The 12,201-nt window shown below is 60.1% G+C and carries 9 protein-coding genes; 3 read left to right on the top strand and 6 right to left on the bottom strand.

The window, feature by feature from the left end:
* Positions 1-132: 132 nt before the first annotated feature.
* Complete coding sequence (locus HMPREF2562_RS04250) at positions 133-2,499, top strand: glycogen/starch/alpha-glucan phosphorylase (protein ID WP_049172083.1); 2,367 nt, start codon at positions 133-135, stop codon at positions 2,497-2,499.
* Between the two features lie 38 nt (positions 2,500-2,537).
* On the opposite strand, the gene ligA is transcribed toward HMPREF2562_RS04250, so the two are convergent.
* Positions 2,538-4,658 (bottom strand): NAD-dependent DNA ligase LigA, encoded by a 2,121-nt coding sequence (gene ligA, locus HMPREF2562_RS04255; RefSeq protein ID WP_141744765.1) that lies wholly within the window; start codon positions 4,656-4,658, stop codon positions 2,538-2,540.
* Positions 4,659-4,754: 96 nt separating this feature from the next.
* On the opposite strand from ligA, the gene HMPREF2562_RS04260 reads away from it, so the two are divergent.
* Together HMPREF2562_RS04260 and HMPREF2562_RS04265 are read left to right on the top strand one after the other, a co-directional pair.
* Positions 4,755-5,423 carry a 3'-5' exonuclease gene (locus HMPREF2562_RS04260; RefSeq protein ID WP_048735295.1) on the top strand — a complete coding sequence of 223 codons (669 nt, stop codon included), beginning with the start codon at positions 4,755-4,757 and terminating at the stop codon, positions 5,421-5,423.
* A gap of 140 nt (positions 5,424-5,563) precedes the next feature.
* Positions 5,564-6,724, top strand: a complete 1,161-nt coding sequence (locus HMPREF2562_RS04265) for an ATP-binding protein (RefSeq protein ID WP_070549670.1) — start codon at positions 5,564-5,566, stop codon at positions 6,722-6,724.
* A gap of 5 nt (positions 6,725-6,729) precedes the next feature.
* On the opposite strand, the gene HMPREF2562_RS04270 is transcribed toward HMPREF2562_RS04265, so the two are convergent.
* From HMPREF2562_RS04270 to HMPREF2562_RS04290, 5 genes are all read right to left on the bottom strand, one after another.
* Entirely contained in the window at positions 6,730-7,782 is a 1,053-nt protein-coding gene (locus HMPREF2562_RS04270) for a uroporphyrinogen decarboxylase/cobalamine-independent methonine synthase family protein (RefSeq protein ID WP_070549671.1), read from the bottom strand.
* Positions 7,779-8,918 (bottom strand): tRNA 2-thiouridine(34) synthase MnmA, encoded by a 1,140-nt coding sequence (gene mnmA / locus HMPREF2562_RS04275; RefSeq protein ID WP_049190095.1) that lies wholly within the window; start codon positions 8,916-8,918, stop codon positions 7,779-7,781. The genes HMPREF2562_RS04270 and mnmA overlap by 4 nt, the downstream gene beginning before the upstream one ends.
* Positions 8,919-8,981: 63 nt before the next feature.
* A complete protein-coding gene (locus HMPREF2562_RS04280) occupies positions 8,982-10,133 on the bottom strand; it encodes a cysteine desulfurase family protein (protein WP_049190139.1) in 1,152 nt (383 codons plus the stop codon).
* Between the two features lie 254 nt (positions 10,134-10,387).
* Complete coding sequence (locus HMPREF2562_RS04285) at positions 10,388-11,332, bottom strand: electron transfer flavoprotein subunit alpha/FixB family protein (RefSeq protein ID WP_070549672.1); 945 nt, start codon at positions 11,330-11,332, stop codon at positions 10,388-10,390.
* Positions 11,333-11,386: 54 nt separating this feature from the next.
* Positions 11,387-12,172, bottom strand: a complete 786-nt coding sequence (locus tag HMPREF2562_RS04290) for an electron transfer flavoprotein subunit beta/FixA family protein (protein ID WP_049194091.1) — start codon at positions 12,170-12,172, stop codon at positions 11,387-11,389.
* Between the last annotated feature and the right edge of the window lie 29 nt (positions 12,173-12,201).

Consider the following 12,201-nt stretch of genomic DNA (forward strand, 5'->3'; position numbering starts at 1 on the left):
GGCTGCTCCCTTCTGTGGGCTGCTCCCTTCTGCTCGAAGCTCTTACCCTATGGCTCCTCCCCTATGGAGCGCAGTGATTCACGCTTAGCGGTAAAGTCTGGAAATGATACCAGTCAATAAGGAGCTTCTTTGATGTCGAACTTGAGTGACCTCGTCGGATCCCACGTGCGTGCCGAATCCGGCCGTGTCCCCCAGTCGTCCACTGAGATGGAATTCTGGTCCGGTCTGTCACGGGTTGTTGTCGATGACCTAGCGGACAACTGGCAGCGCACCACGGAGGCATACGCTGCTACCCGCCAGCAGCACTACTTCTCCGCCGAGTTCCTCATGGGTCGCGCCCTGCTGAACAACCTGCTCAATGCAGGCCTCGTGGATGAGGCCTCCGCTGCGGTGGAAAAGTACGGCAAGAATCTGACAGACGTGCTCGAGGCCGAACACGACGCCGCTCTCGGTAACGGTGGCCTGGGGCGTCTGGCCGCCTGCTTCCTGGATTCCTGTGCCACGCAGAATCTGCCGGTGACCGGTTATGGCATCCTCTACCGCTACGGTCTGTTCAAGCAGAGCTTTGAAAACGGCTTCCAGGATGAGCACCCGGATCCGTGGATGGAAGAGGGCTACCCCTTCGTTATTCGTCGCGAGGAACTGTCCAAGATTGTCACCTTTGATGACCTGGTCGTGCGCGCTGTTCCATATGACATGCCAATTACCGGCTATGGCACCGATAACGTCGGCACGCTGCGCCTGTGGCACTCGGAGCCAATGCGTGAGTTCGACTATGACGCCTTCAACTCACAGCGTTTCACCGACGCCATTGTCGAACGGGAGCGCGTCCATGACCTGTGCCGCGTGCTCTACCCGAATGACTCGACCTATGACGGCAAGGTCCTGCGCGTTCGCCAGCAGTACTTCTTCGTCTCGGCTTCGCTGCAGACGATGATTGATTCTTACATCGAGAATCACGGCGAGGACCTGCGCGATTTCCACAAGTACAACTCCATTCAGCTCAATGACACCCACCCGGTGCTCGCGATCCCAGAGCTGATGCGTCTGCTCCTGGATGAGCACGATATGAGCTGGGACGACGCCTGGAACGTCGTGTCCAACACCTTCGCCTACACCAACCACACCGTTCTGGCAGAAGCGTTGGAGACCTGGGAATACTCCATTTTTGACCGTCTCTTCGGCCGCGTTCTGGAGATCACCCGTGAGATCGACCGCCGCTTCCGCGAAGACCTCGCGGAGCGCGGCTTCGACCAGGGCAAGATTGACTACATGGCGCCGATTTCCCACGGGCGTATCCACATGGCATGGATTGCCTGCTACGCCGCGTACTCCATCAACGGTGTTGCCGCTCTGCACACGGAAATCATTAAGCGCGAAACGTTGAAGGACTGGCACGATATCTGGCCGGAGCGCTTCAACAACAAGACCAACGGAGTCACCCCGCGCCGCTGGCTCAACCAGTGCAACCCGCGCCTGTCGGCACTGCTGACTCGCCTGTCGGGTTCGGACGCCTGGGTCACCGACCTGGACAAGCTCGCTGAGCTCGAAAAGTTTGCTGACGACGAGGCCGTGTTGCGTGAGATTCTCGACATCAAGCACGAGAACAAGAAGGACTTCGCCACCTGGCTGGAACACCGCCAGGGTATTTCGGTGAACCCGGACGCCATCTTCGATACCCAGATTAAGCGTCTGCACGAGTACAAGCGCCAGCTTCTCAACGCGCTCTACATCCTCGATCTCTACTACCGCATCAAGGAAGACCCAGCGCTGGACGTGCCACCGCGCGTGTTCATCTTCGGTGCCAAGGCCGCCCCAGGCTACGTTCGCGCGAAGGCCATCATTAAGTTCATCAACGCTATCGCGGACAAGGTCAATAACGATCCGGACATGGACGGTCGCCTGCAGGTCGCTTTCGTTGAGAATTACAACGTCACCCCGGCAGAGCACATCATCCCGGCCACCGACGTCTCCGAGCAGATTTCCACTGCCGGTAAGGAGGCTTCGGGTACCTCGAACATGAAGTTCATGATGAACGGCGCACTGACGCTGGGCACCATGGACGGCGCAAACGTCGAAATCGTCGACGCCGCCGGCGAAGAGAACGCCTACATCTTCGGTGCGCTGGAAGAGGAGCTGCCGGAGCTGCGTCGCACCTACAGCCCGCGTGGCACTTACGAAACGGTGCCGGGTCTCAAGCGCGCGGTCGATTCGCTTGTCGACGGCACTTTTGCTGACGGTGGCAGCGGAATGTTCCACGACCTGCACTTCTCGCTGCTGGAGTCCAACGGGTACGAGCCAGCCGATGTCTACTACGTCCTCGGCGACTTCGCTGACTACCGCGAGACCCGCGACCGCATGGCCGAGGACTACCGCGACGAGCTGGCGTGGGCCAAGAAGTGCTTCCTGAACATCATCCGTTCGGGCCGCTTCTCCTCCGACCGCACTATCCGCGATTACGCCAATGAGGTCTGGAAGCTGGAAGAGACCAAGATTTAGGCCCGGCTGGGTCAAATCCTGGCTGGGCCAAGCCCCAGCTAGGCCTGACCAGTTTCCAGCAACCGCTTGAACCCATCCTCGTCGAGGATGGGCAAGCCCAGTTCCTCGGCCTTTGTGGCCTTGGAACCGGCGTTTTCGCCAACCACCACGTAGTCGGTCTTCTTCGACACCGACCCTGCGGCCTTACCGCCACGGGAGATAATGGCTTCCTTCGCGCTGTCGCGAGTGAAGTCCTCCAAAGAGCCGGTGACTACCACGGTCAATCCCTCTAGCACCTGATCTGGACGATCGGCGACCTCATCGGCCATACGCACACCGGCAGCTTCCCAGCGCTCGACAACCTCGCGGTGCCAGTCCACCTCGAACCAGTCAGCCACGGAATCGCCGATGATCTCGCCAATGCCATCGATGGCCGAAATCTCCTCGCGGCTCGCAGCGCGCAGCGCCTCCATCGAGCCGAACTTCTGTGCCAAGGTCCGCGCCACTGTTGGACCCACATGACGAATGGACAGGCTGACCAATACGCGCCACAGCTCTTTATCCTTAGCTGCCTCGATGTTGGCCAACAGTTTCTTACCATTGGCGTTCAGGGTTTTCCGCGAAGCCGTAGTGTAGACCTCAGTGCCGAGCAAATCTTCCTCGGTGAGGTCGAAGAGGCGGGACTCGTCGGCAAGCACGCCGCGATGAATCAAATCGGCAGCGCCCCTCTCCCCCAGGTTTTCGATATCGAACCCGGAGCGGGAGGCGAGGAATTCAATTCGACGCCGCAGCTGACCTGGGCAGTAGCGGGTATTGGGGCAACGCCAATCGGCATCGCTGTCCTTTGCCGGAGCCAAACGAGTACCGCACTCGGGGCAGAGAGTCGGGTAAATGTACTTTCGCTCGCTACCATCTCGGAGATCGGCCACGGGGCCGAGTACCTCTGGAATCACGTCACCGGCCTTGCGGATGGTCACACGGTCCCCGATGAGCACACCCTTTCGGTGCACCTCGGAAGGGTTGTGTAGCGTCGCCATCTCGACAGTTGACCCGGCCACGAAGACCGGCTTCATCACGGCATATGGCGTCGCACGACCAGTTCGGCCGATGGAGACTCGAATGTCCAGCAGGTCCGTGGTGACCTCTTCTGGCGGATACTTGTAGGCAATCGCCCAGCGCGGCGCCCGCGAGGTCGCGCCCAACGCGCGCTGCTCGGAAAGGGAGTCAACCTTGACCACAAGCCCGTCCATCTCGTGGATGGCGTCGTGGCGGTGCTCGCCCCAGTACTGCATCTGCTTAACGACGTCATCCGCGGAATGAACCTGCTTTGTATACGGCGACACGTGGAAACCCCACTCGTCCAAGGCACGATATGCCTCGTGCTGGGACTGTGGACGCCAGCCCTCGATATGACCAATTCCATGGCAAATCATGGACAACCGGCGCTTGGCCACTTCTGCAACATCCTTCTGTCGCAGGGAACCGGCGGCGGCGTTACGGGGGTTGGCAAACGGCTTCTGACCCGCTTCGACGCGATCGGCGTTGATGCGTTCGAACTCTTCCAACGAGATAAAGACTTCACCACGCACCTCGAGCACGTCGGGGATGTTCTCGCCGCTGATTTCATGCGGAATATCTTCGATAGTGCGCGCATTGGCGGTGACGTTCTCCCCCACGCGGCCGTCTCCGCGGGTGGCCGCCCGGACAAGGCGGCCATTCTCATAGACCAGATCGATAGACAGGCCATCGATTTTCAGCTCGGTCAGATACGTGCTGGCCGGGGTGCGGGCCAGCCAGCCGCGCAACTCCTGCTCATCGAAAACATTGTCCAAGCTGTAAAGGCGTTCGAGGTGCTCAACAGGCTCGAACACTTCCCCGTCGGCAGGCGTGTCGACCTGCGCACCGACCTGCTGCGTGGGGCTGTCCGGCACCACCAGATCGGGCCACTGCTCCTCTAACCGCTGCAGTTGACGGAACATCTCGTCGTATTCAGCATCGGAGATAACCGGCTGCGCGGTGTAGTACAGCGCAGCGTTTTCACGAATGCGAGTTGCTAGATCTTGCCACTTCTCCCGGACGTCCGCCGGCGCTGGCTCGGAGGCGGGGGCGCTGGAAAACGAAGACAAATCGGAGGTTGACAGGTCGGAGTTCTCATCGGTCGAGGAAGTCACGTCGCTCATTCTATGTCATTGCCCGGATGCGCCGGAGGACACGGAAATTCTCTTGACCTTGTTCCTGCCCCTCAGCGAATCCGCACTCTCCGCTACAGTTGAGACATGCATAATTTCGATCCGCGACGCATGCTCGCGTTTGATCTGGAGACTACCGGCACGGATCCTCGCACCTGCAAGATTGTCACTTCCGCACTGGTCCGACTGACTGAGCAGGGCAAAGATTCCACCATCATGCTCGCTAATCCCGGTGTCGAAATTCCGCAAGCTGCGTCTGATGTGCATGGCATCACCACTGAAAAAGCTCGCGCGGAGGGACGCCCGCACGATGAAGTGCTAGCGGATACCATTGCCGGCCTTCGAGCTGCCTGGCGCGATGGTCTGACCGTAGTGGCCTATAACGCGGCCTATGATCTGACGGTACTGCGCTCGCAGGATCCCAGTTTTACCGTTGACGGCCTCGTCGTCGACCCCTTTGTGCTGGATAATTACTTCGACCCGGAACGTCGCGAAAAACGCACATTGACTGATGTCTCCCGCCATTATCAGGTGCGCCTGGACGGGGCACATGATGCCACCGAAGATGCTCTGGCGGCTGCGCGCATCGCATGGGTGATGGCGCGCCACTACCGGGAGCTAACCGAAAAATCGGGAGAAGAGCTGATGGAGCTGCAGGCCGTCGCGTACTACCAGTACAAGAAGAACCTGCAGCAGTACCTGACCGAAAAGGGTAAGGATACGTCGGACTTCACCTTTGGGTGGCCGATGGACTGAGCAGCGACCCCCTCACCCTCCCCGGCCCTCCCAATATCCAGAGTTTTGTGATTATCCAACGAAAACCGAATATCCAAAACATCGGCGGAATATCCAAGTTATCCAAGCCGATGTGGATTATCCATTGCTATGATTGATGCGTGACCACTCGCAGCGACAAGGCCATCTCCATCCCACGCAATCCTTTCCACCCCACATTCGGCCGATCCCCGGCCATCATCGGTGGGCGCGATGTCGAGCTGGACTCGTTTGAGCTGGCCCTGGCGGAAGGCCCCGGTAATCCCTGGCGAACCGCGCTAATTTCCGGTACCCGCGGAATCGGCAAGACGGTACTTCTCAACGAGTTTGAAACCGCAGCAAAGCAACTGGGATGGATTGTGCTGCGTGCTCACATCGGCTCTGAAATGATTTCTGAGCTCACCGATGTCACCATTCCGCGCGCTTTCAGTGCCATTGACAGTGCACCGACGGGCAAGGGCCGTCACCTCACCGGCCTGTCCATCGCCGGCATTGGCGGGTTTAAGACGGAAGTCAGCACTTCTCAGCCCGAGCCCGGCAGGAATCTGCTCAGCCAACTTCAGGATCTCTCGGCTCTCCTCATGCCGCAGGAATCCGGCATCTTGCTCACTCTCGACGAGGTGCAAAGTGCAGACCCCGCACAGCTCAACGAAATTGCCCATGCAATCCAGGACCTAAATCGCGACGATGCGGAGATTGCCTTTGTCGCAGCCGGGCTGCCCAGCGGTATCGAAGACTTGCTCCAGCTAGAGGGCGCAACATTCTTACGCCGTGCCGAGCGCGTGTCTCTGGGCCGATTGGACGTGGAGACCACCAAGGACATCATTCGCAGAACTGCAGAACTCGGCGAACGCGCGATGACTGAGGATGCCGTCGAGCTGGCCGCTGAACTCAGCCACGGCTACCCGTATCTCATACAGACCATTGGCTCAGTCGCTTGGGCTAAGGCCAGGTTGGCCCACTCGGACACCATTACCGCTCAGCATGTCTCGGATGCGGCAGCGGAATCCATCCGCCGCATCGGGCTGCAAGTTCATGCGCCCAGCCTGCGAAAAGTACCACCTCGCCAGATTGATTTTCTCAAAGCGATGGCGCGCCTCTCCCCCAATGGAAAGCCCGTGGCCACGAGCGCCATCGCAGAGACCATGGGACGCAAACTCTCTGGCATCTCACAGCTTCGCCATGACCTGATTTATCGCGAGCTGATTGTGTCAGCGTCGACCGGATACGTGGAATTCACACTTCCCTACTTCGCCGACTACCTCAATACGCTGGTGGAATAAGGTCGCTATTCGTCGCGAGCCAAGTCACCGGCTGCCCGACGAAGAAGCTCCGTGGCATTGCGGCCTGCGCCGAGTTGCGCCTGTGCTTCTTCATTGGAGCTGGCAGCAAAGCCGCCCATCGGCGCCAGATTCAGGCTCTCAGCAATCTGTAGGCGCGAATAGCCCAGCTCATCCCAGAACAGCGCTGCTTGCTCAGCGAGTGCTCGAGCCGGTGTCGCCACCGGGACGCCCGTGTGCTCTTCTCGCTCCGTGACCGTCACTGGCACAATACCCAGCTCCAGGGACATATCGGCACCGACCACGGCAGCCGCAAAATCCAGTTGCTGCGTGGTGGTCAGTTCTTTGCGAGGTAGCCACACTCCGGCCGCACCGGAATCCGCCAAGGCCTGAACAGCCAGGCCATCGGGGCTCGACAGCGCGATGGTCACTTCGATGTCGTCGTCACGCAGCGGCCCCGTGACCTCGAGGAAGATCTCCGCGATCTCGCGGTGCCCCTGGGCGGGGAGATAGCCCGCGTTGCCCATCAGCATGGACGGAGCCTTGATCTTGCCCTGTACGACTGCGCCGAGTGCGGGTTCTGCCAGAAGTACCTCGATGTCGCTGTCGAAACGCCGACGGACATCGGCGATGTGGGAAGCCAATCCCGCGGCCAGCGACTGCGCGAAGTACTTCACGGCGCCGCGGTCAACGGCGATGAGATGGCCTGCGGCATTTTCCACCGAAGTCGCCATCGTCCATGGGCCGAGAGCGGTCAGGCGAATCTTCTGCGGGGTGCGTCCCCACGCTTCCTCGCACGCGTCGATGTCTCGGTGGAGATAATCAGTGGCCAAGGCACTCGCGCGACCACGACGGTCGGCGACTTTCCAGGAGCGCGCTCCCCTGTCCACGACGAGGTCAGCCATGAGGGCGGCCGTGCGACCGACGGCATCGGCGCCGAACCCACGGGCGGGCAACGTCGGTAGCGTGACGTGACCTTCCAGGCATTCGCCAATGACAATCTCTGCCGCCTCGTGTGGATTGCGGCCCGGCATCGGGCCAAGGCCGACAAAGGAGGTCACGACAAGTCCTCTTCACGGGCGGTCGAGACAATCGTGCCGGAGCCCAGCACGTAGTCGCCCGCAGTGTCAGTGTGGTACAAAACAGCGGCCTGACCAGGAGCGACACCACGAAGCGGATCGCTCAGGCGCAGCCGGAAGGCGCCACCGCGTCCGGTGACGTCATCGTCAGGTCCTGCCAGCACTTCAATGCGGCAGTCGATGGGGCGACCGTGCGCACGCACCTGCACCTGCAGCTTGCCGGCCTCCGAGGCAGCGAGTACCTCATCCGGGTTGGCCAGCCAGATGGCACGGTCAGCCTCGAGCACGTTGACATTCAAGTCCGCAGCCGTGCCGATTGTCACCGTGCCGGTCTCTGCGTCAATGCCGGTGACATAGCGCGGCTTGCCATCAGGCATCGGCCCCGCCAGGCCAATCCCCTTGCGCTGACCAATGGTGAAACCGTAGACACCGTCGTGCTCAGCGACAGTGTCGCCAGTTTCCTTATCCACAATGGTGCCCGGGCGACGGCCAATCTTCGCGCCCAGGAACGCCTTGGTATTGCCATCCGGGATGAAGCAGATGTCGTAAGAGTCCGGCTTGTTGGCAGTGCCTAGTCCCATCCCGCGGGCTTCTTCACGAATCTCTGGCTTCTCGGTGTTTCCTACCGGGAACATCGAGCGCTGCAGCTGCTCGCGATCCAGCACGCCCAGGACATAGGACTGGTCCTTCTTCGCATCGCGGCCGCGGCGCAACAGGCCGTCGTCGCCAAGCAAAGCGTAGTGCCCCGTGACCACAGCGTCGAAGCCGAGCGCGATGCCACGCTCTAGTAGAGCGGCGAACTTGATGCGTTCATTGCAGCGCAGGCATGGGTTCGGCGTCTCGCCGCGCTCGTAGGAGTCGTAGAAGTCATCCATGACCTCTTCTTTGAAGCGCTCGGAGAAATCCCAGACGTAGAAAGGAATGCCCAGCTCATCGCAGACGCGGCGGGCATCGCCGGAGTCCTCTAGCGAACAGCAGCCGCGGGATCCAGCGCGAACGGACTGCGGATCTTTCGACAGCGCCAAGTGCACGCCGACGACCTCGTGACCTGCGGCCAATGCACGCGCCGCAGCCACGGAAGAATCCACACCACCGCTCATTGCTGCAAGAACTCGCATTGCGTTGCAACCTTTCCCCTCTAGATTTTGTGCACGTGTCACCGTACCACCACGGGGCAAAAACTAAGCCATGCCAGCACGCCGCGCCCGCTCGACCGTTTCCGGCAGCGCCGAAATGACGGCGTCGACATCCGCCTGCGTCGAGGTGTACCCCAGCGTAAAACGAATCGACGATCGCGCTTCCGGCTCCGAAACGCCCATCGCCATCAGCACGTGCGAGGGACGGTTAACGCCCGCGCTACATGCCGATCCCGTAGAGCAGTCAATTCCCGCCGCATCGAACAGCATGATCAAACTATCGGCCTCCGCGCCCGGGAAGCTAGCGTAGACGTGCCCCGGCAAAGCGAGCTCGCTGGTGTGGATAATCGCACCGTCGATGTGCACGATTGCCCTGATGAGCTGCTGCGTCAGACCGCGGATTCGCTCATTGTCCGCCGCCATCGCGTCCACCGCCGCGCGCAGTCCTGCCGCCATGCCCGCCGCCGACGCCACGTCCTGCGTGCCCGAACGCAGTCCGCGTTCCTGCCCGCCGCCGTTGTTATGCGGGGTAAGTTTCGCTTCACGACGAACAAGCAGCGCCCCAATCCCACGGGGACCGCCGAACTTGTGCGCGGAGATGGCCATTGTAGTGGCGCCACTTGCGTGGAAATCAATTGGCAGATGTCCGGCTGCCTGCACAGCATCGATATGGAAAGGCACGCGAGCCTCCTTCGCCCGCTTGGCAATCTCCTCCACCGGCTGGATAGTGCCGGTCTCATTGTTCGCCCACATGCACGTCACCAGCGCGGTGTTCTGCCGACTCATCGCCGGGAACTGCACCATGTCAACGCGACCATCAGCACCTACAGGAGCCTCAACAATCTTGGCCCAGTGTTCCTTTTCCAGATGGTGGCATGTCTTCAACACTGCATCGTGCTCGATTGGTGGAACCACAATGTCCGAGCCAGAGGCCTTGAAGTACAGGCCTGAAATCGCTAGATTGTCGGCCTCAGTTCCACCGGAAGTAAAAACTACCTCGATGGGATCGGCACCGAGCAGCTCTGCAATTTCCTCTCGGGACTCTTCCAGAACCTTTTTCGCAATGCGTGCGGTGGCGTACTGCCCCGAGGGGTTGGCCAGACCTAGGTTCTCGACCATTGCCGTGCGCGCTTCTGGGCGCAATGGTGTAGTCGCGGCATGATCCACAAAGTGACGGGTCTTCGCAGCAGACTTCATTTCACTCTTCTCGTCCGGAGCGGCAACGATGTGGTCATTAAGCATGCAGGCAGTATAACGCTGCGTGCGGCTTATGCTCACTATCCGCCATAGTTAAACCTCACTGTCTGCACGAACAGATGAGTAGGACCAAAAAATGCTCGGGGCGGGAGCAGACTTGAAAAATCTGCGCCCACCCCGAGCAGGTAGTTGCTAACCGAGTTGACTCTCGGCCAGCAGCCTTACGCAACTAGTAGCCTTAAGGCAAGTGCGTATTACTTCAGGTTCTCGATGGCCTGCGGGACAACGTCGAACAGGTCGCCGACGACACCGAAGTCAGCAATCTCGAACAGTGGAGCCTCTTCGTCCTTGTTGACCACAACGATGGTCTTGGAGGTCTGCATACCTGCCTTGTGCTGGATAGCACCGGAAATACCCAGAGCAACGTAGAGGTCCGGGGAAACGGTCTTACCGGTCTGGCCAACCTGGAACTGACCCGGGTAGTAACCAGCGTCAACAGCAGCACGGGAAGCACCAACAGCTGCGCCGAGAACGTCTGCCAGCGGCTCAACAACGTTCTTGAAGCCATCCTCGGATGCGACACCGCGGCCACCGGAAACAACCAGCTTAGCCTCGGTCAGCTCCGGACGGTCGCCGCCCTCAGCCGGTGCGAAGGAAACGATCTCGACAGCGTTGTTGCCGATCTCTGGGAATGCAATCTCGGTAACGTCAGCGGAACCGGACTTCTCCTCCGGGTCAACGGAGCCCGGACGCAGAGCGTAGACCGGGGATGCGCCGTAGCCGACACCGTCAACGATGTACTCGCCACCGAAGATGGAGTACTTAACGGAAGCGTCATCGTTGATAGCAACAACGTCGGACAGCAGACCGGAACCGGTCAGCGCAGCGACGCGGCCAGCGATTTCCTTGCCGGTTGCGGAAGCGGAAACCAGCACCGGAACCTCACGCTCGGAGGCCAGGCCGACGAGAACGTCAACCTCAGGGGTGATCAGGTACTTGTCGGCATCGTCGGACTCAGCAGCGAGAATCTCGCCAGCGCCGTAGGAGGCCAGGGTGTCTGCGAAGCTAGCAGCGGTACCCGGGGTACCCACGACAACTGCGGCCGGGGTGCCGAATGCGGAAGCAGCGGTCAGCAGTTCAGCGGTGGTGTTCTTCAGCTCGCCATTTGCGTGCTCGACGAGAACGAGGACGTCGGTCATAGTGATCTTTCTCCTACTTGTATCTCTATTTGTCTTCTATTCGCGTCAAGCGCCTTAGATGAACTTCTGGGCCTTGAGGTACTCGGCCAGCTTGGCGCCGCCGTCTCCCTCATCGTTAATGCGCTCACCAGCGGTCTTAGCCGGCTTCGGAGTGGAGCCAGTGACACCGGTAGCAGCGTTTTCGAGACCAACCTGCTCTGCCTCAGCAGCAACATCGTCCAGAGTCAGCTCGGTGACCGGCTTCTTCTTAGCGGCCATGATGCCCTTGAAGGATGCGAAGCGCGGGCTATTAGCCTTCTCAGTGACGGAGACGACTGCCGGCAGGGATGCCTTGAGCTGGTAGATGCCGTCTTCGACCTCGCGCTCACCGGTGATGGAGTCACCGTCGATAGCGACGGAACGCAGGTGAGTCAGAACCGGGAGGTCGCGGTAAACACCGAGGATAGCCGGGACGGAAGCGGTGCCACCGTCGGTGGAGGCGTTACCGGTGACGATGAGGTCAACATCTTCGAGGGTGTCAATGACGTTGGACAGAGCCCATGCGGTCTGAACAGCGTCGGAACCTTCAAGTGCGTCGTCCGAAAGAATGACGGCGTCGTCTGCGCCCATGGACAGAGCCTTGCGCAGTGCCTCGATGGCACGATCCGGGCCAACAGTTGCGACGGTAACGTTTCCGCCGTGCTCTTCCTTCAGCTGCAGGGCAGCCTCAACAGCGTTCTCATTAATTTCGTCGAGAACTGCGTCTGCAGACTCACGATCGAGGACAAACTTGTCATCGGTGAGCTTACGCTCGGACCAGGTGTCCGGAACCTGCTTGACCAGAACCACGATGTTCGGCATTTTTCTGTCGTCCTTACTGGTTGATTACT

The sequence above is a fragment of the Corynebacterium sp. HMSC077G07 genome, assembly GCF_001809225.1.
GTDB lineage: Bacteria > Actinomycetota > Actinomycetes > Mycobacteriales > Mycobacteriaceae > Corynebacterium > Corynebacterium jeikeium_D.

Excerpts from the sequence above, each read along its gene's own strand:
- mnmA (WP_049190095.1), bottom strand. The coding sequence starts at position 8,918 with ATGCGAGTTCTTGCAGCAATGAGCGGTGGTGTGGATTCTTCCGTGGCT.
- HMPREF2562_RS04280 (WP_049190139.1), bottom strand. The coding sequence starts at position 10,133 with ATGAAGTCTGCTGCGAAGACCCGTCACTTTGTGGATCATGCCGCGACT.
- HMPREF2562_RS04250 (WP_049172083.1), top strand. The coding sequence starts at position 133 with ATGTCGAACTTGAGTGACCTCGTCGGATCCCACGTGCGTGCCGAATCC.
- HMPREF2562_RS04290 (WP_049194091.1), bottom strand. The coding sequence starts at position 12,172 with ATGCCGAACATCGTGGTTCTGGTCAAGCAGGTTCCGGACACCTGGTCC.
- HMPREF2562_RS04260 (WP_048735295.1), top strand. The coding sequence starts at position 4,755 with ATGCATAATTTCGATCCGCGACGCATGCTCGCGTTTGATCTGGAGACT.
- HMPREF2562_RS04285 (WP_070549672.1), bottom strand. The coding sequence starts at position 11,332 with ATGACCGACGTCCTCGTTCTCGTCGAGCACGCAAATGGCGAGCTGAAG.
- ligA (WP_141744765.1), bottom strand. The coding sequence starts at position 4,658 with ATGAGCGACGTGACTTCCTCGACCGATGAGAACTCCGACCTGTCAACC.